Raw genomic sequence first — 24,727 nt, 5'->3', positions numbered from 1 at the left:
AGCAAGGAGGAGACTCGCATGGCCTTGAGTGATAAAGACACACGCTGGAAAACCATCATGTTGGCGTTGGTGGCTGCCGAGGTGGCTTCGGCGTTTGAGGTCAGCATGGCGTTCGCGGCGTTGCCGACGTTCTACAGGTTGTTCCAGGACCCGGCATTGGTGGGGTGGGTCATTACCGCCTATCTGTTGGTGGCGGCTGCCGCTTCGGCAATCTGTGGCCGGATCGGTGATCTGTATGGGCGCAGCCGGGTATTGATCGGCATGTTGATCCTGGCAGCGCTTGGCTCATTGATCAGTGCCTTGTCCTCCTCCCTGGAAGGGATTGTTTTCGGACGGGCCGTGCAAGGGGTGGCGGCAGCTGTCCTGCCTCTGTGTTTCGGCCTGGTGCGGGAAAATATCAGCCAGGCGCGTATACCACTCTGTATTGGTATTGTCGCAGGTACCGCTTCAACGGCGGCCGGTATCGGTTTCGTATTGGGTGGCGTGTGCATCGACTATTTGAGCTGGCACTGGATCTTTTATATCAGTACTGCAGTCGCCGTGCTGGGTTTGCTGTTGGTGATTGCGTTCCTGCCGGTTTCGGCGGGCAAGGCCAGCGAAGAGAAGGTCGATATTCTAGGCGGTGTGTTGTTTGCGCCGGCAGTGGCGGGGATTCTGTTCGCTTTGACCAAAGGCAGTGCCTGGGGTTGGGACGATCAGCGCACACTGTGGCTCGGTGGAGGCAGCCTTGTCTTGCTGGCATTCTGGGCCTGGTATGAGGCACGGCATAGCAATCCGCTGATCGACGTCCGGCTGTTTGCCAACCGCCAGTTGGCCATGTCCAACCTCTGTTATGCCCTGATCGCCTTGGGGGCAATGCAGTTTGCCCAAGTGCTGTTTGTATTGTTGCAGCAACCCACCTGGACCGGTGTCGGGCTCGGCATGGCTGCAACGGCTGCAGCGGCATTGAAATTGCCTTCGTCGCTGGTGGCTATCGTCGCGGCACCTTGGGGCGGTGTGGTTGCGGGACGTCACGGCGGCAGACGTGCATTACTGTATGGTTTGTTCTTCCTCGTCACGGGATGGGCGGCCTTGACCCTGCACCACAGCACTATCTGGTTTGTCGGGTTTGCGGTGATCCTCAACGGCATTGGTACGGCCATAGCGTTCAGTGCCGTACCCAATCTTATCGTCGAGGCGGTACCGGCGCAGCGGGTCAGTGAAGTGACGGGCTTGAGCCAGGTGATTCGCACCACCTTCATGGCTATCGGGGCGCAGATGATCGCCTTTATCTTCGCCACTCAAACGATCAGCGATCCGGCCCAAGGTCCTGGAACCTACCCGGCGGGTCCGGCGTTCCAACTGGCGTTTTTGACCATCACCCTGTTGTGCGTGCTCAGCGTCTTCGCTGCTTTGGCCTTGCCCAAGCGCCGGCCTGATGCATCGCGCGAAGCCGTCGCGCAACCTGCCAGTCATTCGTAGCTGCAACGCACTGAAGGCCGTCGCCCGGGTAATACAGGGCGACGGCCTTCTTCGTTTTCAAGCCACGATTATTCCAGTGACGCGACGAGTGTTGCCAAACGCTCGGCACTATCAAGGAAGTCACTGAGCAGGTCATAGAAAATCTCTTTGACTGTCGTTTCCCCATGCATGTCGCCAACGATCTGGCCTACTGGATGCGTCAGAAAATCACTGGCCCGGGCCCGCTCGATGCGTGCGCGGGCTTCGAACACCGACAGCGTCTGCAGCGGCATGGCCAAAGGCTTCGGCGCACCCGGTTGTTCGAAAGCATCGGTGAACTTGCTGCGTAACATCCGGCATGGCTTGCCTGTCATGGCGCGCGACTGAATGGCCTCCTCAGAACGCGCGGCAAATAAGCGGGCTTTCATTTCCGGAGTGAGCTCGCTTTTGTCGGTGCCCAGCCAGATGGAACCGCACCAGATACCGTCGGCGCCCATTGCCAGGGCCGCGGCCATTTGTCGGCCACGACCGATACCGCCGGCTGCAAGTACGGGGATCGGCGCCACTGCATCGACCACCTGCGGCCATAACACCATCGAGGTGATGGTACCGGTGTGGCCGCCGGCTTCACTGCCCTGGGCCACCAGTAGATCCACGCCTGCCTCGACTTGGGCCTTTGCGTGATCCAGGCGGCCCACCAGCGAGCCGACCTTGACGCCGCGAGCTTGCAGTTCGCGCACCTTTTCCTTGGGTGGTGTGCCGAGGGCGTTGACCACCAGTTTGACCAGTGGATGACGCAGCGCCACTTCAATCAGCTCTTCCGCTGATTCGGGCGTCATGTGCAGGCGATCCATGTACTCACTGACCATGCGCTCGACTTCGGTTTCGGGAAGCGGCGCTATGCCAGCGTCATCGCACAGTTTCTTGAGGAAAAGCTGATTCTCGGCCGGAAGTTCAGGGCGACGCTTCTCTGTCGGGTTGCCACTGGCGGCATATTTGTTCGGGATCAGGATGTCCACCGCGTAGGGTTTGCCATCGATGTGCTCGTCGATCCAGGTCAGTTCTTGCTCCAGTTGTTCGGGAGTAAAACCACTGACACCCAAAACTCCCATGCCGCCGGCCCGTGACACCTCAGCGACAACATCTCGACAATGCGAGAAGGCAAAAATGGGCAGGTCGATGGACAACATCTCGCAGACTTTTGTTTTCATTGTTATCGCTCTGACTGTCGTGGAATTCGCAATGACCGGCGCTATGACCGGTTGCCTATTATATTAATGATATATACTATTTATTCAAATAGTCCGCTGTGATCTCTGGCAGCAAGCGGTTCGAACAGAACGAGGAGAAGTCCGTGAGCAATCCCAATCTGGTAATCGACAGTAAGCAGTTTCGTAATGCATTGGGAGCTTTCGCGACCGGGGTCACGATTGTTACCACGCGCGACGGCGAGGGAACCGATGTCGGCCTCACCGCCAGTAGCTTCAACTCGGTGTCGCTCGAGCCGCCGATGATTCTCTGGAGCCTGGCAAAAACTTCCGGCAGCCTCTCGGCGTTCATGACCGGCGACTACTTTGCGGTGCATGTGCTTGCTGCCGAACAGCAATCATTGTCGGATCGGTTTTCCAAGCGCGGCATCGATAAATTTGCTGGTTTGGAGCTGGAGCGTGGCCCCGGACAGGTACCTTTGCTCGGCGATTGCGCGGCCCGGTTCAAGTGCAAAACCAGCTTTCGCTATGAGGGCGGTGACCACATCATTTTTGTCGGCGAAGTCATCGAGTTTGACCATTCCGCTCATCCACCACTCGCCTTCCACGGCGGTAAATACGCCAAGGTTCACCCTCGTGCACTGGAGAATCCGGTAGACGTCGAAGATGTGAACAGCAGTTTCAACAAGGATTACCTGGGCTTTTTGCTTGGCGTGGCGTCCATGCAGCTGTACCAGCCGGTGCGCAAGGATTGGCAGCAGTTGGGTCTTACCGAGTGCGGCTATTTCGTGCTCAGTGTGCTGGCTGCCGGCAAGCACAAAACCCAGGGTCAGATCGAAGAACTGCTTAAACCCAGTGGTCACCGTCTCGGTGACGAGGAGCTGGGCAAGTTGCTGCAAGCCGAGTTGGTAACAGTGCAAGGCGATGGCCCGGCTCGTCAGTTCGACCTTACTCCACGCGGTCATGAATACGCGGTCAAGTTGTTCGTGCAGGCTAAATCGTCGGAGCAGAAAGCAATCGCCGGATTGGATTGGGACGATCTGGCATTGCTCAAGAATCTGCTGAAAAAGGTCATCCGCAATACGCGTAGCTGATGGCGCAGGCAATATGAAAAGCCCCGGTGCAGACCGGGGCGTAGCGCATTAGCCGAGGCGTCGAAACAGTGCATGCTGTGTGGCATTGGCGATCAGCCTGCCTTCGAGGTCGTAGATGGCTGCGTTGACCAGCCCGGTGGCACCTTGCAATGAAGGGCTGTGCACATCAAACAGCAGCCACTCATCGGCACGAAACGAGCGATGGAACCAGAGGTCGTGAGTCAACGTTGGCGCAAAAAAGTCACGGCTCATGCGCGTTGCCACATGTGGAAGCAGCATTGCACTGTTGATCCAGGCGTCGGACATGTAAACCAGCGCTGCTTCATGCAGCCTCGGGTCATCGCTCAGGCGATCACGACTGCGAATCCAGTAGCGCATGCTCGGTCGGCGATCACCGCAAAAAAGGAAGGCCTCGCCCTCCAGTGGGCGCAGCTCGTGCAGATGCCTGGCCTTGAGCATTCTTCGATTACCGTCGCTGAGGCGATCCTGGTGCAGGTCAGCCAGTTGTGCGAGATCCAGCAGTGAGTCAGGGGGCGCGACTTCGGGCGCCGAGTCCTGATGACTCGGCCCGTCTTCCTCGGTTTGAAAACACAGGCTGGCGCGGAACGCGACCTGCTGCCCGATCATTGATTGCACCTCCAGGTTGCTGAAGCTGCGGCCTTGCAGCGTGCTCTGAACCTGGTAGCGCAATTGAGGATCGAGTGGCAGCGGTTTGAGAAACGTAGCGTGCAGCGAGCGCAACCGTCTTTGCGAATCGAGGCCGTGAGCGGCGGCAGTCACTGCTTGAGCCATCAATTGCCCGCCGAAAGCGTTGCCTGTCAGATTCGCTTCACCGTATTGACTGATGAACTCATCCCCGTCGAATTCCAGTTGCAACAAGGCGGCGAAATCGCCCGGGCGTGGAATACGGCTTGAAGGTGCTTGCATGCTGATAGTCCTGTTCGAATGAAGGGCGGGCGGTCGCCTGAACCTTGGCCAAAACGGAAGAAATCGTTGGTGAAACCTGAGGCGTGTGAAATTTGTCAGGTTGATTAAACATATAACTCATTGATATGATTTTTCCAAGCCGACGGGTCTTCACCCGTCATCGAAAATTGATCACGGGAGAGGACCATGGCGAGTCTGGACTTGAATGCGCTGTTTGGTCTGGAAGGCAAATTGGCGCTGGTGACCGGGGCGTCCAGTGGCTTGGGCTTGCACTTTTGTCGGGTGTTGGCCGCAGCCGGTGCGCATGTGGTGATGGCTGCGCGGCGTGTCGAGTTGCTGGAGGAGCTGGCTGCGCAAACGCCAGGCCTGGTTTCCACGGTTCGAATGGAAGTAAGCGATGGTGCCGGCGTTCAGCGCGCCTTTGATGAAGTGGTTGAGCGCTTTGGCGTGCCGGATATCGTACTCAACAATGCTGGAGTTACGGTCACCAAGCCTGCGCTTGCGCAAACAGAGGCAGATTTCGATGCGGTGATTGGTACCAACCTCAAAGGCGGGTGGCTCGTGGCCACGGAAGCGGCCCGGCGCATGGTTGCCGCAGGTAAGGGCGGGGTCATCGTCAATACGGCTTCGATTCTCGGTGAGCGAGTCAGCGGAGCGGTGGCGCCTTATGCAATATCGAAGGCTGGTGTCATTCAGGCGACCAAGGCCTTGGCTTTGGAACTGGCCCGCCACGGCATTCGGGTGAACGCCTTGCTCCCCGGTTACGTGGTCACTGATTTGAATCGTGAGTTTCTATCCAGTGAACCCGGCGAACGCTTGCGTCAACGCATCCCGAGTCGGCGCTTCGGCGAATTATCGGATCTAGACGCACCGCTTTTGCTCTTGGTGGGCGAGGGTGGGCGACACATCTCCGGCGCCACGCTCGCCGTCGATGGCGGTCATCTGGTTAGCGGACTTTAGGAGAACACAGGTGGACGCTCAATCACGCAGTGCAATCGAGCAGTACCTGAGCGACGTGGGTCAGGCTTCTCGTGTCGAGTTGAAGTTGGCTGATTTGCTTTCAGGTGGCGCTATTCAGGAAAACTGGCGCATCGACGCCCAATTCCACGATGGACCTTATCGCGGCTTGCAAAGCCTGGTGATTCGTACGGATGCACCTTCCGGGGTGTCGGTCAGCCACGGCCGTGCGCAGGAATACGCCTTGTTGATTGCGGCTTTCGAAGCCGGGGTCACAGTCCCTCAGCCGTTATGGCTGTGCGAGGACCGTTCCGTGCTGGGGCGGCCATTTTTCGTGATGCGTCGAGTTGATGGCACTGCCAGTGCCCACCTTATTGCTCGCGCAAATTCCAAATATGGTGGCGACCGACGCGAGCTCGCCGAGCGCTTGGGACGGGAGATGGCCCGTATCCACTCGATCCGGCCACCACGTCAGGATCTTGACTTCCTGCCGCTTTACGACGAAGCGCCTGCTCGCTATCTGATTGCGCACGCGCGTAGTTTTCTCGATAGCTACCACACACCTTATCCCGCGTTGGAGTGGGGCCTACGGTGGCTCGAACGGCATGCTCCACCGCGTGGAGAGGTTGTGTTGACCCATCGTGATTTTCGCACCGGAAACTACATGGTCGACGAGACCGGGTTGACTGCCATCATCGATTGGGAGTTTTCCGCCTGGAGTGACCCGCTTGAGGATATTGGCTGGTTTTGCGCTCGCTGTTGGCGATTCGGCCAGCCGTCACTGGAAGCGGGTGGTATCGGCGAGCGCGAGGACTTCTATCGCGGTTACGAGGCAGAGAGTGGACGACGTATTGATCGCGAACAGGTTCGGTATTGGGAGGTGATGGCACATGTGCACTGGGCGATTATCGCTATTCAGCAGGCCGAGCGACATGTTTCGGGTGAAGAGCAATCGTTGTTGCTGGCTTTGACGGGGCACATCGTCCCCAAGCTGGAATGGGAAATTCTCAACATGACGGAGAATGATTGATGCGTACGCGACCTGAAGGTGCCGATTTGCTGGAAGCTGCGCAGAGTTTGTTGCGCGAACGCCTGCTGGGGGATTTGCCTCCGCAACGTAAACATGAAGCGCTGATGATCTGCAATGCGATGAACATTGCTGCGCGTCAGTTGCGCAGTGGAGAGTTGCCGCAACGTGAGGAACTGCAATCATTGCAGGCACTATTGCAACAGGGGCAGATAGATCTGTTGGCCGGTAATCGCTTGTTGGCTTTACGCCTTCGTGAAGGGTTTGGTGACCCGGGAGAATCGAAGCGTGAACAGCTCATCGCTCATTTGCGCCGCAGTGTTGGCCAGGCGGTAGCTGAAAGCAGTCCTGATTATCTTAAACAGTAATGTGTGGGGGCAGGGCTTTCGGCCCTGCCGTCCAGTTTTAGCGTACTTCGAACGAACGCGCTTGTTTGCGTGCAGCTTCTACGTCCATTTGAGCCTGGGCTACCGGGTTTCCAATCATCGTGTACTTCAAGGACTGGGTCAGCGCCGTAGTGCGTGGCACATCCAGAGACTCCCAGATTGCCCGCACGGTGCCTTGCACGGCCGCCGGTGGCTTTGCCGCGATCTTTGCCGCCAGCTCATGGGCTCGATCCCACAATGATTCATTCGACGTGATCTCAGTCACCAGCCCGATGCGCAGTGCGGTTTCGGCACCAATCCTTTCGTCATTTCCCAGTAAGGACATGCGCAGCACCTCGCCCAAAGGCAGGCGGTAGGACATGCCGATAGGTTCAACGGCACAAACAAGCCCGTAGGAAACATGGGGATCAAAGAACTGCGCATCTTGCGAGCAAATGATCACGTCACTTTCATTGAGCCAGTAGAAAGCCCCGGCGCAGCACAAACCGTGAACGGCAGTTACGACTGGCTTCCAGACCTTGTTCGATCGCGCACCCAGGCTTTCGCCAGGGTCACGGGCATTCCACAGGTTGTTGGCATGGCCCACGGGCTCGGTGGCATGGGATTTCACGTCGGCACCCGTGGAGAACGCCCGGCCTGCTGAACCGCGCAGAACCACTGCTCGTACATCATCATTGTCACGGATGTGCGCCCACAGGTGGTCGAACTCGTGCAGCATCGTCAGGGTAAACGAGTTCATGGCCTCGGGACGATTGAGGGTGATGGTGCCGACGCCATCGTCGGACAGATCAAACAACAGGGTGGTGTATTCCATGGTCGCACTCCTTGAAAATATTGTTGGTTTTGTCGGGCTCAACGGCCGGTCCATTGTGCGGGGCGTCGTTCGAAAAAGGCTTTGGGGCCGATGCGCGCATCTTCACTGGTAAGTACCCGGTGAGCGGCCTCTCTATTCAGGGCCCAGAGTGCTTCCAGACTACAGTCCGTGCTTCTGTGCGCCAATTGCAGGCTTTCACGCACAGCCAGAGGGCCTGCGCTGGCAATTTTGCGGGCAAGATTGAGCGCCGTTTCGAACACCTGCTCCTGCGCCACCAGATAATTGGCCATACCCAGTTCATAGGCGCGACGCGCACTGAGCGGCTCACCGCTGACGATCATTTCCAAGGCAACGGCCCGTGGCAGTACGCGGGGTAATCTGAACATGCCGCCACCGGCAGCTACCAGGCCACGCTTGACCTCTGGTAGTGCCAGTTCAGCCTGTTCGGCGCATACCAGCATGTCACAGGCCAATGCCATTTCAAGACCGCCGCCGACCGCAGTAGCGTTGATTGCGGCGATCCACGGTTTGCTCCGGGGAGCCTGGACGAAGCCGGCAAAACCACCGCGTTTGGTTGCCAGATTCCGTGCATTGCCTGAGGCGATTTCTTTTAGGTCGGCGCCTGCACAAAACGTCTTTTCACCTTTGGCGGCAAGAATGCACACACGAATCTGCGGGTCGTCTTCTATGCGGATCAGACAGGACTCGATCAGCCCTGTCATTTCGCTGCTGATGGCATTGCGGGCTTCGGGGCGGTTGAGCGTCAGAACGGCAATGTGTTGCTCAATGATTTCAAGCAACACCGGGCTTGGAGCGATTGCATGACTCATGGGGCAATCTCGCTGGCAGCGGGGTGGACATGCCCGGCATCCTGCGACGCCGGGCCTCGATCAGCAGGCGCGAAAAATCGGCTGGCGCCAATCATCATTGATCGGGTTCCACTCGACCGAAACAGCCATGCCAATCTTGACTTGCTCCGGATCGATACCGACCAGGTTCGACACCAGGCGAATGCCGGGGGCGTCATCAAGCTCGACAACGATCGGGATGTAAATGAAGTCTTCTACACCCGGAAACGGTGAGCGATTACACACTGCGTAGCTATAGACCGTGCCAGTGCCAGCCAGCGTCGGCCACTGCGTGTTCTGGCTCTGACAGTGGGGGCAGTAAGGCGTGGGCGGCATGCGAAAGTGCGCGCAATCGCCGCATTGCGCGGCCACCAGTCGACCCTCGCGAGCAGCCACCCAAAAAGGTTCGGTCCAGGGGTCGGTGGTGATATGGACGTGTTCGCCCGGAAGGGCACGCGACAGGTGCTGGCTCATGCGGATCTCCTGAGAATAAGGCCGGATACCGGAATCGAGGCCGGACCGCCGGTCACCAGTGCCAGTTCGGCATCTGCAACCTGGTTGATGGCTGTACCGCGCAGTTGCTCGACACCTTCGAGAATGTGGGTCATGCCGATGATGTAAGCCTCGGACAACTGGCCGCCATGGGGGTTGACCGGGATGGAACCGGACATGCGGATCGCGCCGCTTTCGACGAAGGCACCGCCTTCACCCTTGCCGCAAAAGCCATAGTCCTCCAGCTGCATCACCACCATCGGCGTGAAGTGGTCGTAGAGCAGGGCGACGTCGATATCGCTCGGCTTGACACCGGCCTTGGCGTAAAGGCGATTGGCGACATCCTTATGTCCGGATGAGGCGAAGTATTCATCGCTCATACCCATCCAGGCAAAGGCGCGGCCCCATTCGGCGCGGCCGCCATGCGTGGCGGCGCTGACCAGAACCGGCTTTTGTTTGAGGTCACGCGCACGTTCGGTCGAGGTCGTGATAACTGCCACTGCGCCATCGGTTTCCAGGCAGAAATCCAGGCGGCAAAGTGGGTCGGCAAGCATGGGGGAGGCGAAATATTCTTCCAGGGTCAGTGGCGTACGGCGGATGGCCTTGGGACGATTCATGGCGTTCAGGCGGCTGTTTATAGCCACCTCAGCAAAAGCCTCGCGACGGGTGCCGTACAAGTGCATGTGACGGCGTGCCAGCACCGACATCAAATGCCCCGGCCCTACCAGGCCGGAAGGCTGAAGGAAGGAGTTTTCCGGATCCGGCTTGAGTGCACCGAACACCGTTCCAAGACGCTGGGCCCGCTGCTGCAGGGACATCACGGTGACTACATATTTGGCGTCGCCGGCGATAATGGCGGCCGATGCGAGACCGATGGCGCCGGCCGAACCTCCGCCACCACCGGTCAGTGTGGCGGTGAAAGTGACCTCCGGAATACCGAGCATCTCCATGATACTGGCCGTGTCCATGGTATCGATGTACCCAGCCTTGGCGCCGCCGTAGTAAGCGAAACCATCGATATCGCGAACGGACAACCCGGCATCGGCACAGGCGCCGAGAATGGCTTCGCCGATCATCTCGTTGATGGTCCGGGGCCAGGATTGCCCGCGGACGTAGTACGGCGTGGCACCGACACCAACGATGGCGGTCTTGTCGCAATGTTCCCAGGTCATTCGCACTCTCCCTCTCGACATTCATCGACTAGGTGGATGAATGTCATGGATGAATAAACATATAGATTATTATTGTGATATCGATGATTGGTCAAGGGCTCGTGACGAGGGGTTAATCACTTCAATCTCTGGATAAATGAGACGATGGCTTCATTGAATACGTCATTGCGATCACCAGCGACCATGTGTCCGGCGCCTTCGATATCGACATATTCGGCATGAGGCATCAGATCCAGCAGGAGGCGAGCGCCTTCTTCGCTGACAACGTCGCTCTGCCGGCCTCTGATCAACAACGTCGGTGCTCGGACTTTGGCGGCAGCGTTTTCCATACGCTGGTGCAGATCGGCCAGACGCTCACGGGCGCTTCTGGCCTGGAAGGCTGGATCCCAATGCCAGTAATAGCGGCCGTCTTCCTTAAGTCGCAGGTTTTTCATCAAGCCCTCATTAGTGGGGGGCTTGGGGCGGTTGGGGATGTAGCGCGACACAGCTGCAGCCGCTTCCTCCAGATTGGCAAAGCCTTCGGGGCTGCCCATCATGAAGTCACGAATATGCCGCACGCCTTCAGGCGACATGCGTGGCACTACGTCCACCAGGACCAGCGCTCTTGCACGTGCTGTTTGCGATTCGCCCATTGCCAACAGGGCAGTAGCGCCTCCCAGGGAGGCGCCAATCAGCACTGGCGGTTGCTCAAGCGTGTCGATGACTGCGTTCAGGTCACCAATAAAAGCATCTGTTGAATAGTTACCATCGACTGCCCAGGCGCTTTCGCCATGTCCGCGTAGATCCACTGCGAGCGTATGGAGACCGGCCAGTGCCAGCTGCCTGGCGGCTTTACCCCAGGAATGCCGGGTTTGGCCACCCCCGTGCAGCAGGATTACCGGTGGCGCATCGTTGCGGCCACCGACATCGGCGCACAGGGCCAGATTCTGAAAGCCGGTGAAGGTTTGGCGCTGCAGTGGCATAGCTAATTCCTTGTACTTGTTTGAATGGAATTTTTTTAGCTCAGGTTTTTCGGGTGGGTTTCGGCAAGTCCGGATCGAGTTCGGGATCGATGACGCCATGGCAGAACAATTGATATACCGCTTCGCCAAATCGATCGGCCAATTCCTTGCGTTGTTTGACCGTCTTGCCTTGGGAAATGGCCATCAAACCTGCGAAATCCAGGGCCGATGCGATGAAGGCGAGGGCATCCGGGTCGATTGGATCGCCCTTGGCCGGCTGGCGCATGCGCTGTTTCGAGGCGGCGCTGCGAAAGCGTTTCAAGTAGGCGATCGTGGTTGGGTCAGCCAGTGGGCCTTGTTCAAGAATCCTGTAAACCCGAGAGCGTATGATCGATTCATCCTCTGCTGCCAATCGCGACACCAGTGAATAGGGGTTGCTGAAGGGGCGGGAAGCATCGGTGAGTTTGAGCAATTGTTGCTCGAGGTTGGCGTGCATCTGTTCGATCAGCGCAGCGCGGCTCTTGAAGTGGTAGTAGGCCGTGCCTCGTGTCACACCCGCACGCTGTGCGGTGGCCTTGAGGTTGACAGCGGCTTCTCCCCCTTCGGCCATCAGCTCCACGGCAGCGGTAATCAACTGCTCGCGAGTGATGCGTCCATTTGCACGTTCAGTGCCGGCGGCAGGTGTCGGGGGCGAACTCAAGCGATTCTCCAGATGTCAATGTTCTGGATTTAATTGTACATGCGTGAATAAATAGTTGTAGGGCAAAAAGCGGCGTCGCTATGATGCGGGCAGGTGTGAATTCGATACTCATAAGTAAAAGGATTGCCCATGGCCTTGCCCCCTTCGCCTATGCAGATGTACGCCGTTGTAGGTCAGGAATTGAAGCTGGAAAGTTACCAGCTGCGACGCGTTGACGTCCCCGAACCTGGAGTAGGGGAAGTCCGCATTGCGATCAAGTGTACTGGGGTAGGGTTCGCCGATGGATTGTTGAGCACTGGGCAATACCAACTCAAACCACCACTGCCCTTTATTCCAGGTTGCGAGTTCAGTGGGGTAATCGATGCTCTAGGCCCGCAAGTCATAAATGTGGACATTGGACAACCGGTGTCTGCGATTGCCATGGGCGGCGGTTTCGCCGAGTACGCAGTGGTACCGCAAGCGTCGTTGACGCGACTACCCAATGGGATGGGATTTGCCGAGGCAGCAGTTTGCTGGGTTGACTACACAACAGCCTTGCACGCGTTGCGTGATCGAGGCCGGGTGCGACCTGACGAGACGGTGCTGGTGTTGGGCGCTGCGGGTGGTCTGGGTCAGGCAGCGATTCAGATTGCTCGTCTGCTGGGGGCCAGGGTCATTGCGGCAGCTTCCAGTTTGGCCAAGCGCGAAACAGCATTGAAGCTGGGGGCTTGGCAAGTGCTTGAGTACACCGACTCCAGCTGGACTGAACAGCTCAAGGCACTGACTGAAGGGCGAGGAGTGGATGTCATTTTCGATCCGGTCGGTGGTGCGGGGCTGGAAACGGCTTTCCGCCGCTTGGCGTGGGGTGGCCGACATTTGGTCTTGGGATTTGCCGGCGGCACGATCCCTGCGTTACCCACCAACCTGCCATTGCTCAAGGGGGGATCGCTGATTGGTGTGGATGTGCGTCAGTTTGATCTGTATCAGCCACTTGAGGCAGCTGAGGCGCGTGCTGAACTGGCGCAATTGATTGCTGCCAAGCGATTACAACCCGAAACCGGGCGGCGTTTCACGATGGCGCAATTTGCCGAGGCGCTCGCCGCATCCCTTGATCGCCAGCGTATCGGCAAGACCGTGCTTGAGATCAGCTCCTCATAAATGGGGGGAGGCCATGGCGTCGAATCTGATTATTTACGGTTGCGCCAAAGAAGTTGCAGAAAGTATCTATGCTAGTGGACGAATTCTCACCTTTACCGAGCGTCGAAAGCTGATTTTTTCTGATTGTTAATCCTATGGTGTATTTAAATGATCCAATCAGTAGAATGAATGGGACGCTACATAGCTATCAGGATTGAACAATGAACAATATTGGCGAAACGCCTTCCATCTTCGGCTCAACTGCTGTCAAGAAGCAGCCGCTGCATATTCCAAAGGCACCGCAGATCGTTGCATCGCGCTTAAAGAAGATGATTGTTGGCGGTGAGCTCAAGGAAGGGGATCTGCTGCCGGCAGAGAGCAAGCTGATGGAAGAGTTCGGCGTGTCCCGGCCGACTATTCGCGAAGCTTATCGAATTCTTGAGTCTGAGCGTTTGGTAACCGTCTCCCGTGGTGCTCGCGGTGGTGCAGTCATTCACTCGCCTGATCCGGACCTTATTTCCAGCTATGCGTTGATGGTTCTGCAGTGCGAAGGGACCAAGGTGTCGGAGGTTTATCAGGCACGCATGGCGTTTGAGCCATCAGTTGTGCGATTGGTGATCAAGAACGCGCGCAAGACAGCACCGGACGCCTTGCGCCTGGCAGTGGCCAAGGAGCGTGAAGCGCTCGATGATACTTCTGCTTTTGCCCAGTCCATTGCCAATTTTCACCGTGTGCTGGTGGAGTTGTCTGGCAATCGACCTTTGATCCATTTGTGGTCGGCAATTCACCAGGTGGTCGAGCGTCATCAGGCGCTGGTAGTGTCGGTATATCGACGCAATCAAGCCACAGATGACATTATCGCCAACGCCTCGGTTGGATTACGTTCGCAGGAAAAATTGATCAAGTTGATCGAAGCCGGCGATGAAGACGAGGCTGAAAACCACTGGCGCAAACATATGCAAGCGGCCTATAAGACCTGGGTCAGCGGTTACGAAGAAATGTCACTGTCTCAGTTGCTTCAGGACTGATGCTCAACGCCAGGCTAACGCTTGGCGTTTTCGTCAGGATTTGCATAATAACCGACCGCTACTATGTAGTGTCCGCTGCGTTCCAGCAGGGTTTCTTTCGGTTCTGGCTTCTGCGTAACAGGGTTGCGCCAAAGATAGTGGGTGAGGGCTTTATCTCGCCCCTCTATGGCGGTCAGCATCTGTTGGCCAACCGGTTGTCCATCGACGGACATCAGTTGGCGAAAATCGGTACCGATCAGGCGGCGGTTGTACCCATGGGCGACCATTTTCATGTTGTCGGTATCGATGACAAAGACGTACAAGTCGTCGCGCGTCAGTTTTGGGTCCAGCTGGTTGATACGAGCAATCGTATCGTGCGGCTCATTCTTCATGTCCTTCAATGCATCGTCGAGCAAAGCTTGCGCAGCGCTCGGGCTGGAGCGAGGCAAGTAATAACCAACGGCAAAGACCTTGTCGTCGACACGCTGAAAAAAGGCGCGCTTGCGCTCGACCTTGCCATCGTGCCAATTCATCCAGTGATATTCCTGACTATGAATGGCCTGACTTTCTGGTTGGTTCAAGGCATTGGTAAAGGCCGCACCCAGTGATGGATCGATCAGCGCGGTGATATTGCGGCCAATGTATAGCGCCGAAGGGCCGCCACTGGCCAGCATTACGCCGTGCGTATCGACTACGTAAACATATTGCTCACCCTGAACAAACGCACCTTGGCGGCTGAATTCGGCCAGTGCCTGGTCGCCTATTTGACGATATCGTTCGATCGCTTGCGCCAGTAAGTGTTGGGCCTGGTCGGCCTGACTCTGATAGCTTGGCTCCACCGCGGTACCTTCGGCAGAGACGTTATTGATCAAGCTCAACCCAAGAATAAGCGACAGAACAAATCCCGAAATTTTCAAACAGAACTCCAGCGGTATGGCTGCAAGCCGCTTCAGTGAAGGGCCGCAGGCCAGGAAGGGTCGTACTTGGGCGCGCACTTCACTCCATCGCAGAACGAAGCCAGGCCCGTTGGGTCGGCTTGTTCATGGTGGAGTTCCTGACATCCACCCAGCAAGCAAAGGCAAAAAACAGTAGCGGACACATGATCATTTTCATCTTCAACCCGATTGTTGTTATGTGAGGGTTTAGATGATTATCATTGTAATCATGTGTATGTATATTTCAAGGCGGCCTGGATCGCCATTGATCAGTCCATCATCGGCGTTTGTAGACGAAGTCCTCTAAAGCCTGGCGGCATTCTGGAGTTTGCAAACGTGCAATGAAGTTCAGATTCTCCTGGCGAATGATGTTGAGCACGCTTTCTTGCTGGGGTTCCTTCATCAAATGCTTGGCGGCTTGCAGTGCCTCAGGGGAGGCTGCAGCCAATCGTTCTGCGTAGTCTTTGGCAAAGTCCAGGCATTCCTGTCCTTGAGTAAAAAGGTGTGTGCACAAGCCTTGGGCGTGCGCTTGTTCCCCATCGATACTTTCCCCTCCAAGCAGCAAGCGGGAGGCATATCCATGCCCCAATTGTTTGGGCAATAACAGGCTTGCAGCAAACTCCTGGCAAAGGCCGAGTTTTATGAAGGGCGTGGCAAAGCGGCTGTTGCGAGTCGCCATTACAAAATCGCAGTGCGGCAGCAAAGTAGTGCCAATGCCAATGGCTGCGCCACAAACGGCGGCTATCAGAGGTTTGTCCAATGCCACTACTGCGGCCATGAAGCGGAAGGCAGGGGCGTCGAGGCTGTCTGGAGGTGTTTGCAGGAAGTCCGCAAGGTCATTGCCTGCGGTAAAGCATTCCGGGCCGCCATGAATGATGACAACTCTCACGTTATCATCGGCTCCAGCAGACATGAGCATGCCGCTCAGGCTGTCATACATGGCGTTGGTCAGGGCATTGTGTTTGTCTGGGCGATTTAGCGTGATCGTCAAGCAATGCCGATGACATTCGGCCCGGATATGTTCAGTCATGCTAAAAACTTCCTTAGCGTCAGCGACATTGGGAAAACGGTATGTTTTTGTCTACCCGAATTTCTCCTGGCATGCCCAGGACTCGCTCGGCGATCTGGTTTCGCAGGATTTCGTCGGTGCCACCAGCAATTCGCAGCGCTGCCGACCATTCATATCCGTGACTGAAACGTGTCGCTGGAGCCTCGGCCAATTCGTTGGTCATGCCCTCCAGGCCCAGATTGTCCAAGGCCAGGGCCGATAGCTCCTGCAGAACATTGGCGTAAACCAACTTGCTCATGGCGGAAATTGGGCCCGGGGTTTCACCTTTGGACAGGGAAGTCAGCAGACGGAAGCGGAAATAGCGCAATCCGAGTTCCCGGGTCAGCAGGCTGGCAATCTTGAAGCGATCCTGCGTGACTGGGCTACCGCTCTTGGTGATTTGCTCCAGCAGTTCGACCACTGACGGAAGAGCCTGGCTTTCACCACCCACGTTGACCCGTTCATTCATCAGGGTCGTCATTGCGCACTTCCAGCCGTCACCGACAGCTCCAACGCGATAGCTGTCGGGAATACGCAGATCTGTGAAGAACACTTCGTTGAATTCCGACTCTCCCGAAATTTGCTCGATTGGTCGTACGTCGATGCCAGGTTGGCGCATATCGACCAGGAAGAAAGTCAAACCCTTGTGCTTGGTGGCTTCAGAATCGGTGCGGGCAAGGAGAATCCCCCAGTCCGCGACATGGGCCCAGGAGGTCCAGACTTTTTGCCCGTTGATTACCCATTCATCGCCATCCTTGATTGCACGGGTTCGCAGATTGGCAAGGTCGGAGCCTGCCGACGGCTCTGAGAAAAGCTGACACCAGATCAGGTCGCCATTGAGCGTTGGACGGGTAAAACGCTCGATCTGTTCGGCTGTTCCATGGGTGCGCAGCGTCGGGATGGCCAACTGCGTGCCAATGGTGACCAGGGGGCCGACCGGTACCGCGTAGCGTGACTCTTCTTCCTGAAAGATCACTTCTTGCATTGGCGTGCCATCCAGTCCGCCCTCTGCGCGTGGCCAACGGATGGCGGCATATCCGGCTTCTGCCTTTTTACGTTGCCACTGTCTTGCGTTTGCGGTGAATGCTTCGACATCCTGATGCCCGTCGGCACCCAGCACGCTGGACACGTTGTCTTGCAACCAGTCGCGAACCTGTTGACGGAATTCGGCTTCAGCCGGGGAATCGTTGAAATCCATGTTCGTCTCCTCAGTGGGCTTTAAGCAGGTTCAAGGATGTATCCGACAGCAGTCGGTCGACCCATGCCCCAGGCTCGCCCAGTGTCATGGCCAGCAAGCGCGAGCGCTTATAGAAGAAATGGCAATCGGCTTCCCAGGTGTAACCGATGCCGCCATGCACATGCAGGCATTCACGTGCTGCGTATTCGAAGGCTTCGGTTGCGCTCAATCGGCAGGTGGCGGCGGCCAATGCGCGTTCGTCCGGACTGCCGGCATGCAGGGCCCAGGCGCCGTAATAGGCATTGGAGCGGGCCAGTTCGATTTTCACTGCCATATCGGCCAGCTTGTGTTTGATGGCCTGATAGCTACCAATCGGGCGACCGAACGTATGTCGTTCAAGGGCATAGTCGCGTGCCAGCCCGCAAGCCGCTTCGGCTCCGCCGATCTGTTCAAAAGCGGTCAAAATGGCGGACTGATCAACCACCTGCTGCATCGCGGCCGTGGCCTGTGCTCCCGCCAGCAGCCCAATGGCCTGCACACCATCCGCTTGCAGGGCGGAAAATGGAATGATTTCGTCAGGACTGTTTAACGGCACCACCTTCAGACCCGAGTCACCTAGCTTGACCAGGACAACGACCGGTTGCCCGTCTTGCTGAGCTGGCAGCAATGCATATTGAGCCTGGGCGGCATATGCCAGAGGTCGGCTGCGGCCTTTGAGCGTCTTGCCGTCGAACTGCAAAGGTTGCCCGTCCCAGGATTGCCCGGGTGCAACCAAGTCAGTTGCGACGATCGCCTCTTCACCGGCGATCGCTTGCAGCAGTTCTTTTGCTTCAGGGGCTGCGCTGAGCTTGAGCAGTTCTGCAGCCAGGAAAACTGTGCTCTGGAACGGAATCGGCGCCAGTGTCCGACCCAGCTCCTCAGCCAGGACGCACAGCTCCAGCATGCCCAGGCCCAGCCCGCCCTGATCCTCATCAATGGCGACTGCCGGCCAGCCTAGTTCGGCAACCTGTCTCCAGAGATCCGAATTGAATGGCTGATGCGCTTGAAGCAACTGTCGCACCGTATGGAAGTCGCTGACTTCGCTCAGGAGGCGACGGGACTGGTCCCGAAGCATCCGCTGCTCATCTGAGAAATCAAAATTCATGGAAGCCCCTGCAGCGTTATTGTTTTTTAAACGTATTAATCATATACATAATAAGATCGGGTTGTCCAGTGACATGCGTGGACCCGGGCGCAGCACGGAAAAGATCCTGAAACGCCCCATTATTACGCGTTGCGTAGTCGCGAAGAAGCGTTATGATTTCTATGTGTTATATTTAGATCATGTTTATCATATGGCTGATTAGGCTGTTATGAAGACGACGATTTCACTGACTCAGGATTGAAGTGATGAGCGATTTGAAAGAATTTTCGTTTTCAAATGGGAGGGCTGCCGGTGAGCGTCGGCAAGTGCTGCATATTCCTAAGGCACCACAGATCGTTGCTGGTCGAATCAAGAAGCAGATTGTACGCGGCGAACTCAAGGAGGGAGATCTGCTTCAAGCCGAAGGCAAGCTGATGGAAGAATATGGCGTGTCACGTCCGACCATTCGCGAAGCTTTTCGTATTCTCGAGGCGGAGCATCTGATTACTGTTGCCAGGGGGGCTAAGGGTGGTGCCGTCATACATGCGCCGGATCCGGTATTGATCGCTAATTACGCTTTGATGGTATTGCAGTTCGAAGGCACCACCGTGGCTGAGGTTTATCAGGCGCGGATGGCATTCGAGCCCTCGGCGGTTCGTTTTGTGGTCGAGAATTCTGCAGAGCGCGCACCGGCAATATTGCGCGAGGCGATAGAGCGCGAGCGTACTTTTATCGAAGATCCGGCAGGCTTTGCCACGGAGGTGGCGCATTTTCACAAGGTGCTCGTGGAGCTATCCGGCAATAAGCCGCTGATCCATCTGTGGGGGGCCATGCACGAAGTGATTACCCGGCATCAAACAGCGGCCGTGGCGTTGCAGCGACGCAGCATTCCCGTAGAGACTTCTATCATGGCGGCAGTCGCTGGATTGAAGTCTCAAGAGAAACTCATTGGCTTCATTGAGGCGCGCGACATCGATGGCGCTGAAACTCACTGGCGCAAGCATATGGTGCGCGCAAATAAAGTCTGGGTAACCGGGTTTGAACATATGCGCATTACCGACCTGTTCCAGGTCGGTTGAGTCTCAAGAGCCACCGGGTGGTGGCTCAAGATGACTTCCCTAAGGAATCTCTCGTACATTAATTAGCATTTCCGCGGCGTTGGCCGCGTAGTCCCGGGTTGTTCCACGGCTGCGCAGGGCTTGGTGGCTGCGTTCGGGCTGGAAGCTGTAGCAAAGTGCGGGTTGACCAAATTCAGCAGCATTGTGGAAAAGGTCGTGATCGATCGTTCGTCCGCCCGCCACGAGGATGGCGCGTCGCAACAGAGTGGCTTGTTCGGCGACCTCTTCTTCGAGCGACTCGGTCCACTGGCGAAAACCACGCTCGAGTGTCTGGCCAGTGAAGGGCGCGGGGCCGGTAACACTGCCGTTATCTACCTCCCAATACATCACTTCTTCGCCATCGCGCATTACGCGCGCACGGGTTGGCCCCATAGCCGGGTGAATCCCGTTCCAGGCATAGACCTCACGATCCTCAACGGTTATCTCATAGCGACGTTCGCAATCTCCGCGCTTGATATGTGCCAGGGTCAATCCCGTCAAATCGTGAACATGTGTGCACTGTTGCCGCATGTCGATCAACGCGCCGATATCCGAAGCGCGGTTGATCAGGGGGCTGCCGACGAGTGCCTGCAAAGGCGCTTGAGCTGCGGAACAAGTCACCCACGGGGTGCGCGGCGCCGCCATGCGCACTGCCGTGATGCGCACGTCATCGTGCTCTATGGTCACGCCAAAGTGATGGAAGTCATCCTCCATCCAGCCAACTACCTGCCCTTGAGTCACCTGGCGCAGAATAATCAGGCGGCGCAGACAGCCACCGCTACGCGGGAAAGTATCGTTCATTGTCAGTCTCTCGAAGGGTCACAAGCAGGTGAGGTAATTGCCCTGCAGGTGAGGCACGATATCGAGCAAACCAAGCTGGGCCGAATACTCGACTTCATCGAACATGTCTTCCTTGCACAATCGAATACCCAATTGGCTTTGCATCAGGCAGTCGTGCGCAGAGGCGTAGTATTGGCCGTACACCGAGCGGGCGATGTGGCAGGTGTCCGATGGCGTCCAGTGGCCGGGGGAGTTGATTTCCAGTTGCTCGACCAGGTATCCGGCCAGGTACAGATCTTCCAGATTCACTCGACCAGCCGATCCTGAACAGATCAGCACGATTGACCGGTCCTGGTGTTTCAGGAGTTGCCGGATTATGGCGGGTGCATTCAATAGGGCGGCGGCATATACATGCTTGGCGCTATCCGCCTTGCGCAGCGCGACGGTGCCGTTTGTCGTGGAAAATACGACACTGCGGCCTGCTAAAGACTCTTGCGCCAAGGCAAGCGGGGAGTAGGTGACGAAGCCTGGAATTTTCTGCAGATGGTTCTCCCCAGCCAGTATGTAACTATCGGGTTCCAGGCTGTTCACTGTGTCACAGGCCATTTGCCGGTTGGCTGCCGGATATACGGCTTTGGCGCCGTGGTGCAGGGCGGCGACAATAGTCGTGGTGGCGAATAATACGTCGATGACTACGGCAACTTTGTCGTAGAGGAAGTCCGGATCAAGGTCCTCCTTGCGCAGAACCACATTGATTTTTGGCATTAAATGACGCTCCGGCATGCGGGAATCGAAAAATCAGCTTGCTGTCTGAAAACAGCTTAATCATACGTATCATTGCGTGCAAGGCTGAATCGTCCGGTTTCGCGGCCGCGTTGGCAGTTCTGTCACGATCATAAATGAAGGCTTTGCCAGCAAGCCTGTTGTTTATCGTCTTAAACATACATATCATTATGCTCTATGTTGTCGAGATAACAGGCGCTGGCTTGCTCGATGTTGGATGGTCAGGAAGGGGAGACAGACAGTGGCTCAAGCCTATATTTTCGATCATGTTCGCACGCCTCGTGGCCGCGGACGCCCCAATGGCGGTTTGCACGCAGTCAACTCAACTGAGCTGGCGGCACAGGTGCTGCGTGCCTTGCGTGACCGCAATCAACTCGACAGCGCCGAAGTTGGTGAAGTCGCATTGGGCGTGGTCACGCCATTTGGCGAGCAGGGTTCCAACCTGACGCGCCCTGCGATTTTGATGGCCGGTTACGCTGAAAGCGTGCCGGGTCTGCAACTGGACCGGGCATGTTCTTCGGGGCTGGACGCGGTCAACATGATGGCCGCTCAAGTCATGGCGGGGCAGCTCGACCTGGCGATCGGCGGCGGTGTGGAGTCCATGTCGCGCGTGCCGATGGGCTCCCAGGGCAGTGCCTGGGCTCGGGATCCTGCCATTGCCTATGCCACCGCATTTGCACCTCAGGGAATCGGCGCCGATCTGATCGCCACGCGCAGTGGTTTTAGCCGTGACGATGTCGATGCCTATGCACTGGCCAGCCAGCAGCGTGCGGGGCGTGCTTGGGATGAAGGTCGCTTCAAAAACTCCGTGATACCTGTCGTCGACGCTCTTGGTTTTCCCTTGCTTGAGCGTGATGAGCACATGCGTCCGCAAACCCGTCCAGAAGACCTGGCCAGCCTGCAACCAGCGTTCGCGCAGATGGGGACCTTGGGTGGCTACGACGCGATTGCCTTGCAAAAGTACCCGGATGTTTTCGAGATTGAGCATGTGCATACCGCCGGTAACTCTTCGGGTATCGTCGACGGTGCAGCCGGGGTGCTTGTCGGTTCGCTCGAGGCGGGAAAACGCCTGGGGCTAAAACCCCGCGCGCGTATCCGTAGTTTCGCGACCATCGGTACAGACCCGACCATCATGCTCACCGGCCCGGCTCCTGCATCGCTGCGCGCTTTGCAGCGAGCAGGCATGACTGTCGCTGATATCGATCTGTTTGAACTCAACGAAGCGTTCGCATCCGTAGTGTTGGAATACATGCGTGTATTGGACATCGGCCATGAGCGGATCAACGTCAATGGCGGCGCCATCGCCCTGGGTCACCCTCTGGGTGCGACAGGCGCGATGCTGCTCGGCACAGTCCTCGATGAACTTGAGCGCACGGGTGGCAGTACGGCACTGGTCAGTCTGTGCGTCGGCATCGGCATGGGCGCGGCAACCATCATCGAACGCGTCTGAATTCGATCCTCACCCCATTCTGCAAGGACGGGTCATTGCATGTTTGAAACCATTGATTTTGCGTTGGGTAAAGATGGCGTTGCCGTCGTTACCATCGACATTCCGGGACAACCGGCCAACACCATCACCGAGCGGTTTCGAGATGAGCTGGCAGAGATTGTCGAGCGAGTTGCCGCCGATGCTGATATTCGCGGTGTGGTCATTACTTCGGCGAAGAAGGATTTCGTCGCCGGCGGTGATCTGAAGGAAATCGTTCGCACGCTGTCCCGCGAATTGAGCGTGGCCGATGCCCGCGATATGGCCACGCAGATGAGTCCATTGCTGCGGCGCCTTGAGAGCAGCGGCAAACCTTATGTGGCCGCGATCAATGGCTCCGCATTGGGTGGCGGTCTGGAGATCGCCCTGGCCTGCCATCACCGCTTGGTTCTGGACAATCCACGCATTCTGCTGGGCCTGCCGGAAGCTACGCTGGGCCTGATGCCTGGTGCGGGTGGCACGCAGCGCCTGCCTCGGTTGATCGGTATTGCCAGCGCATTGCCGTTGATGATGAAGGGCACTTTGCTGGCGCCTGAGGCTGCGTTGGCTAAAGGTGTCGTCGATGGGGTGCTCAGTGTCGAGCAATTGCTGCCCGCCGCTCGCGCCTGGATTCTTGAGCATGCAGAGGCCCAGCAACCCTGGGATAAAAAAGGTTATCAAGTTCCCGGCGGCGCGGGTTTTGCTGATGTTGAACTGGGTAACCTGTTTAACCTCACTGCCACTCAGATCGCTCGCGATACCGGGCGCAATCTACCGGCACCGATTGCCTTGCTCCGGGCGGTAGCCCACGGCACCTGCGTGCCAATCGACGCCGGACTGCACATTGAATCCTGCGAGTTCGCCAAACTGGTGCTTGATCCAACCGCCTGCAATATGGTCCGCACGATGTTTGTGAACAAGGGCGAGCTGGAAAAGCTGTCCCGTCGACCTAAATCCATCGAGCCGGCGTCGATCGCCAAAGTCGGCGTGGTCGGAGCTGGCCTGATGGGTGGCGGTATTGCCCATAGTGCCGCAGTGGCCGGGGTGCAAGTGGTGTTGCTCGATGCAACGGCGGAACAGGCCCTGGCCGGCCGCCAGCGACTGGCCGACGAGTTTGCCAAGCGAGTGGCGAAAGGACGTATGGCTCAGGAAGCTGCTGATGCGATCATGGCCCGTATTCAGGCTACCAGCGATTATGCCGAGTTTGCCGAGTGTGACCTGGTCATTGAGGCGGTGTTCGAAGACTTGCAGGTCAAGACTGGAGTATTCGCCCAGGCGCAGGCGTTCATGAAGCCGGGTGCGATACTCGCTTCAAACACCTCGACCTTGCCGATTACCGACATGGCCCGGGACTTGAACACCCCTGATGGATTTATCGGTCTGCATTTCTTTTCCCCAGTGGATCGCATGCCGTTGGTGGAAGTCGTGGTCGGTCAGCAAACTAGCGATACCACTCTGGCGCATGCCCTCGATTTCATCCGCCTGTTGCGCAAGACGCCGATCGTGGTCAAGGACTCGCGAGGCTTTTTCACCTCGAGGGTGATCGCGGCGTACCTTCAAGAGTCGCTTGCGATGCTTGGCAGCGGCGTCAAACCGGCACTGATCGACAATGCTGCGCGCCTGGCCGGTTTCGCCATGGGGCCATTGGCGCTGCTGGACGACATCGGCATGGAGAACGGCTACAAATCATCACTGGCTGAACGTGCCGCGCTGGGTGATGCCTGGAATGAACCCGCAGGCTTCAAGGTCCAGGAGATGTTCTGTGCAACCCTGAATCGGATCGGCCGTCGTTGTGGCAAGGGATTTTACGATTATCCAGAGGGCAAGCGCGCTTTGTGGTCAGGGCTGGGCGAAGTCTACCCTGCCTTGTCCGTGCAACCCGATGTCGAAGAGATCAAGAAGCGCATGCTCTACATCCAGGCGCTGGAAGCGGCGAGGTGCATGGAGGAGGGCGTGATCGGCAACGCCGCCGAAGGCGATGTTGGCTCGATTCTGGGGATTGGCTTTCCGACCTGGACTGGCGGTGTGTTCAGCTTGATCGATACCGTCGGCGGTACAGCCTTTGTCACTGCCTGTGATGAGCTGGCGGATCACTTCGGAGAGCGATTCCGGCCTTCGTCCTGGTTACGTCAGCGTGCTGAGCGTGGTGAGCGTTTCCATGTCCGCGAACAATAAGTTTTGGCCTTGTAA

The 24,727-nt window shown here is 57.2% G+C and carries 24 protein-coding genes; 10 read left to right on the top strand and 14 right to left on the bottom strand.

The annotated features are described in order from the left end of the window. The first annotated feature begins 18 nt into the window (after nucleotides 1-18). Entirely contained in the window at nucleotides 19-1,461 is a 1,443-nt protein-coding gene (locus HFK74_RS11425) for an MFS transporter (RefSeq protein ID WP_180203586.1), read from the top strand. Between the two features lie 68 nt (nucleotides 1,462-1,529). On the opposite strand, the gene HFK74_RS11420 is transcribed toward HFK74_RS11425, so the two are convergent. Then, on the bottom strand, nucleotides 1,530-2,651 hold the full coding sequence (locus HFK74_RS11420; RefSeq protein WP_180203585.1) for a nitronate monooxygenase: 1,122 nt from the start codon (nucleotides 2,649-2,651) through the stop codon (nucleotides 1,530-1,532). Between the two features lie 143 nt (nucleotides 2,652-2,794). Here HFK74_RS11420 and HFK74_RS11415 point away from each other — a divergent pair, with 143 nt between their 5' ends. Continuing rightward, nucleotides 2,795-3,742 (top strand): flavin reductase, encoded by a 948-nt coding sequence (locus HFK74_RS11415; RefSeq protein ID WP_180203584.1) that lies wholly within the window; start codon nucleotides 2,795-2,797, stop codon nucleotides 3,740-3,742. 48 nt (nucleotides 3,743-3,790) lie between these two features. Here HFK74_RS11415 and HFK74_RS11410 read toward each other — a convergent pair whose 3' ends face one another. After that, nucleotides 3,791-4,669, bottom strand: coding sequence for an acyl-CoA thioesterase II (locus HFK74_RS11410; protein ID WP_180203583.1), 879 nt, complete (start codon nucleotides 4,667-4,669; stop codon nucleotides 3,791-3,793). A gap of 186 nt (nucleotides 4,670-4,855) precedes the next feature. Here HFK74_RS11410 and HFK74_RS11405 point away from each other — a divergent pair, with 186 nt between their 5' ends. From HFK74_RS11405 to HFK74_RS11395, 3 genes are read left to right on the top strand one after another with little or no spacing between them, the layout of a single operon-like run. Next, nucleotides 4,856-5,629, top strand: a complete 774-nt coding sequence (locus HFK74_RS11405; RefSeq protein ID WP_180203582.1) for an SDR family NAD(P)-dependent oxidoreductase — start codon at nucleotides 4,856-4,858, stop codon at nucleotides 5,627-5,629. Between the two features lie 10 nt (nucleotides 5,630-5,639). Next, on the top strand, nucleotides 5,640-6,656 hold the full coding sequence (locus HFK74_RS11400; protein ID WP_180203581.1) for a phosphotransferase family protein: 1,017 nt from the start codon (nucleotides 5,640-5,642) through the stop codon (nucleotides 6,654-6,656). 26 nt (nucleotides 6,657-6,682) lie between these two features. Further along, the gene (locus tag HFK74_RS11395) at nucleotides 6,683-7,021 is read left to right on the top strand and encodes a DUF6285 domain-containing protein (protein WP_180203580.1); all 339 of its coding nucleotides are present in this window, start codon (nucleotides 6,683-6,685) and stop codon (nucleotides 7,019-7,021) included. 37 nt (nucleotides 7,022-7,058) lie between these two features. On the opposite strand, the gene HFK74_RS11390 is transcribed toward HFK74_RS11395, so the two are convergent. The 6 genes from HFK74_RS11390 to HFK74_RS11365 all read right to left on the bottom strand — a co-directional run bounded on the left by HFK74_RS11390 (nucleotide 7,059) and on the right by HFK74_RS11365 (nucleotide 12,006). Continuing rightward, nucleotides 7,059-7,853, bottom strand: coding sequence for an enoyl-CoA hydratase/isomerase family protein (locus HFK74_RS11390; RefSeq protein ID WP_157711489.1), 795 nt, complete (start codon nucleotides 7,851-7,853; stop codon nucleotides 7,059-7,061). A gap of 38 nt (nucleotides 7,854-7,891) precedes the next feature. Next, entirely contained in the window at nucleotides 7,892-8,653 is a 762-nt protein-coding gene (locus tag HFK74_RS11385; protein ID WP_218953646.1) for an enoyl-CoA hydratase-related protein, read from the bottom strand. 90 nt (nucleotides 8,654-8,743) lie between these two features. After that, a complete protein-coding gene (locus HFK74_RS11380) occupies nucleotides 8,744-9,175 on the bottom strand; it encodes a Zn-ribbon domain-containing OB-fold protein (protein WP_157711491.1) in 432 nt (143 codons plus the stop codon). After that, nucleotides 9,172-10,365, bottom strand: a complete 1,194-nt coding sequence (locus HFK74_RS11375; RefSeq protein ID WP_157711492.1) for a thiolase — start codon at nucleotides 10,363-10,365, stop codon at nucleotides 9,172-9,174. Before HFK74_RS11375 ends, HFK74_RS11380 begins: the two co-directional genes overlap by 4 nt. Before the next feature lie 116 nt (nucleotides 10,366-10,481). After that, the gene (locus HFK74_RS11370) at nucleotides 10,482-11,327 is read right to left on the bottom strand and encodes an alpha/beta fold hydrolase (protein WP_180203578.1); all 846 of its coding nucleotides are present in this window, start codon (nucleotides 11,325-11,327) and stop codon (nucleotides 10,482-10,484) included. A 40-nt stretch (nucleotides 11,328-11,367) separates the two neighbouring features. Next, on the bottom strand, nucleotides 11,368-12,006 hold the full coding sequence (locus HFK74_RS11365; protein WP_180203577.1) for a TetR/AcrR family transcriptional regulator: 639 nt from the start codon (nucleotides 12,004-12,006) through the stop codon (nucleotides 11,368-11,370). A gap of 129 nt (nucleotides 12,007-12,135) precedes the next feature. Between HFK74_RS11365 and HFK74_RS11360 the strand changes: the two genes are divergently transcribed. Next, on the top strand, nucleotides 12,136-13,143 hold the full coding sequence (locus HFK74_RS11360; protein WP_257230293.1) for an NADPH:quinone oxidoreductase family protein: 1,008 nt from the start codon (nucleotides 12,136-12,138) through the stop codon (nucleotides 13,141-13,143). Nucleotides 13,144-13,343: 200 nt separating this feature from the next. Then, entirely contained in the window at nucleotides 13,344-14,150 is an 807-nt protein-coding gene (locus tag HFK74_RS11355; protein WP_180203576.1) for a FadR/GntR family transcriptional regulator, read from the top strand. Between the two features lie 14 nt (nucleotides 14,151-14,164). Here HFK74_RS11355 and HFK74_RS11350 read toward each other — a convergent pair whose 3' ends face one another. From HFK74_RS11350 to HFK74_RS11335, 4 genes are all read right to left on the bottom strand, one after another. After that, on the bottom strand, nucleotides 14,165-15,124 hold the full coding sequence (locus tag HFK74_RS11350) for a cache domain-containing protein (protein WP_368738160.1): 960 nt from the start codon (nucleotides 15,122-15,124) through the stop codon (nucleotides 14,165-14,167). A 217-nt stretch (nucleotides 15,125-15,341) separates the two neighbouring features. After that, nucleotides 15,342-16,094 (bottom strand): enoyl-CoA hydratase-related protein, encoded by a 753-nt coding sequence (locus HFK74_RS11345; RefSeq protein WP_180203575.1) that lies wholly within the window; start codon nucleotides 16,092-16,094, stop codon nucleotides 15,342-15,344. Between the two features lie 19 nt (nucleotides 16,095-16,113). Then, nucleotides 16,114-17,310, bottom strand: a complete 1,197-nt coding sequence (locus HFK74_RS11340; protein WP_180203574.1) for an acyl-CoA dehydrogenase family protein — start codon at nucleotides 17,308-17,310, stop codon at nucleotides 16,114-16,116. A gap of 10 nt (nucleotides 17,311-17,320) precedes the next feature. Continuing rightward, nucleotides 17,321-18,433 (bottom strand): acyl-CoA dehydrogenase family protein, encoded by a 1,113-nt coding sequence (locus HFK74_RS11335; protein WP_180203573.1) that lies wholly within the window; start codon nucleotides 18,431-18,433, stop codon nucleotides 17,321-17,323. Between the two features lie 245 nt (nucleotides 18,434-18,678). On the opposite strand from HFK74_RS11335, the gene HFK74_RS11330 reads away from it, so the two are divergent. Beyond that, nucleotides 18,679-19,491: a FadR/GntR family transcriptional regulator gene (locus HFK74_RS11330; RefSeq protein ID WP_180203572.1), complete on the top strand. Its 813-nt coding sequence runs from the start codon at nucleotides 18,679-18,681 to the stop codon at nucleotides 19,489-19,491. A gap of 39 nt (nucleotides 19,492-19,530) precedes the next feature. Here HFK74_RS11330 and HFK74_RS11325 read toward each other — a convergent pair whose 3' ends face one another. Both HFK74_RS11325 and HFK74_RS11320 read right to left on the bottom strand, forming a co-directional pair. Next, complete coding sequence (locus HFK74_RS11325) at nucleotides 19,531-20,310, bottom strand: DUF2889 domain-containing protein (RefSeq protein ID WP_180203571.1); 780 nt, start codon at nucleotides 20,308-20,310, stop codon at nucleotides 19,531-19,533. A gap of 18 nt (nucleotides 20,311-20,328) precedes the next feature. Beyond that, the gene (locus HFK74_RS11320) at nucleotides 20,329-21,054 is read right to left on the bottom strand and encodes a 2-phosphosulfolactate phosphatase (protein ID WP_180203570.1); all 726 of its coding nucleotides are present in this window, start codon (nucleotides 21,052-21,054) and stop codon (nucleotides 20,329-20,331) included. A gap of 259 nt (nucleotides 21,055-21,313) precedes the next feature. Between HFK74_RS11320 and HFK74_RS11315 the strand changes: the two genes are divergently transcribed. Together HFK74_RS11315 and HFK74_RS11310 are read left to right on the top strand one after the other, a co-directional pair. Beyond that, a complete protein-coding gene (locus HFK74_RS11315; RefSeq protein ID WP_180203569.1) occupies nucleotides 21,314-22,522 on the top strand; it encodes an acetyl-CoA C-acetyltransferase in 1,209 nt (402 codons plus the stop codon). A 39-nt stretch (nucleotides 22,523-22,561) separates the two neighbouring features. Beyond that, complete coding sequence (locus HFK74_RS11310) at nucleotides 22,562-24,712, top strand: 3-hydroxyacyl-CoA dehydrogenase NAD-binding domain-containing protein (RefSeq protein WP_180203568.1); 2,151 nt, start codon at nucleotides 22,562-22,564, stop codon at nucleotides 24,710-24,712. Nucleotides 24,713-24,727 lie beyond the last annotated feature (15 nt).

This window comes from Pseudomonas sp. SbOxS1, assembly GCF_013416725.1.
Taxonomy (GTDB): domain Bacteria; phylum Pseudomonadota; class Gammaproteobacteria; order Pseudomonadales; family Pseudomonadaceae; genus Aquipseudomonas.
The sequence above is the reverse complement of the archived record's forward strand: the minus strand, read 5'-3'. Positions and strand labels throughout refer to the sequence as shown.

What these genes read in the sequence shown, in the direction of transcription:
- HFK74_RS11325 (WP_180203571.1), bottom strand. Translation starts at nt 20,310, where the DNA reads ATGAACGATACTTTCCCGCGTAGCGGTGGCTGTCTGCGCCGCCTGATT.
- HFK74_RS11390 (WP_157711489.1), bottom strand. Translation starts at nt 7,853, where the DNA reads ATGGAATACACCACCCTGTTGTTTGATCTGTCCGACGATGGCGTCGGC.
- HFK74_RS11355 (WP_180203576.1), top strand. Translation starts at nt 13,344, where the DNA reads ATGAACAATATTGGCGAAACGCCTTCCATCTTCGGCTCAACTGCTGTC.
- HFK74_RS11310 (WP_180203568.1), top strand. Translation starts at nt 22,562, where the DNA reads ATGTTTGAAACCATTGATTTTGCGTTGGGTAAAGATGGCGTTGCCGTC.
- HFK74_RS11425 (WP_180203586.1), top strand. Translation starts at nt 19, where the DNA reads ATGGCCTTGAGTGATAAAGACACACGCTGGAAAACCATCATGTTGGCG.
- HFK74_RS11345 (WP_180203575.1), bottom strand. Translation starts at nt 16,094, where the DNA reads ATGACTGAACATATCCGGGCCGAATGTCATCGGCATTGCTTGACGATC.
- HFK74_RS11340 (WP_180203574.1), bottom strand. Translation starts at nt 17,310, where the DNA reads ATGGATTTCAACGATTCCCCGGCTGAAGCCGAATTCCGTCAACAGGTT.
- HFK74_RS11330 (WP_180203572.1), top strand. Translation starts at nt 18,679, where the DNA reads ATGAGCGATTTGAAAGAATTTTCGTTTTCAAATGGGAGGGCTGCCGGT.
- HFK74_RS11380 (WP_157711491.1), bottom strand. Translation starts at nt 9,175, where the DNA reads ATGAGCCAGCACCTGTCGCGTGCCCTTCCGGGCGAACACGTCCATATC.
- HFK74_RS11420 (WP_180203585.1), bottom strand. Translation starts at nt 2,651, where the DNA reads ATGAAAACAAAAGTCTGCGAGATGTTGTCCATCGACCTGCCCATTTTT.
- HFK74_RS11335 (WP_180203573.1), bottom strand. Translation starts at nt 18,433, where the DNA reads ATGAATTTTGATTTCTCAGATGAGCAGCGGATGCTTCGGGACCAGTCC.
- HFK74_RS11375 (WP_157711492.1), bottom strand. Translation starts at nt 10,365, where the DNA reads ATGACCTGGGAACATTGCGACAAGACCGCCATCGTTGGTGTCGGTGCC.
- HFK74_RS11370 (WP_180203578.1), bottom strand. Translation starts at nt 11,327, where the DNA reads ATGCCACTGCAGCGCCAAACCTTCACCGGCTTTCAGAATCTGGCCCTG.
- HFK74_RS11360 (WP_257230293.1), top strand. Translation starts at nt 12,136, where the DNA reads ATGGCCTTGCCCCCTTCGCCTATGCAGATGTACGCCGTTGTAGGTCAG.
- HFK74_RS11410 (WP_180203583.1), bottom strand. Translation starts at nt 4,669, where the DNA reads ATGCAAGCACCTTCAAGCCGTATTCCACGCCCGGGCGATTTCGCCGCC.
- HFK74_RS11405 (WP_180203582.1), top strand. Translation starts at nt 4,856, where the DNA reads ATGGCGAGTCTGGACTTGAATGCGCTGTTTGGTCTGGAAGGCAAATTG.
- HFK74_RS11320 (WP_180203570.1), bottom strand. Translation starts at nt 21,054, where the DNA reads ATGCCAAAAATCAATGTGGTTCTGCGCAAGGAGGACCTTGATCCGGAC.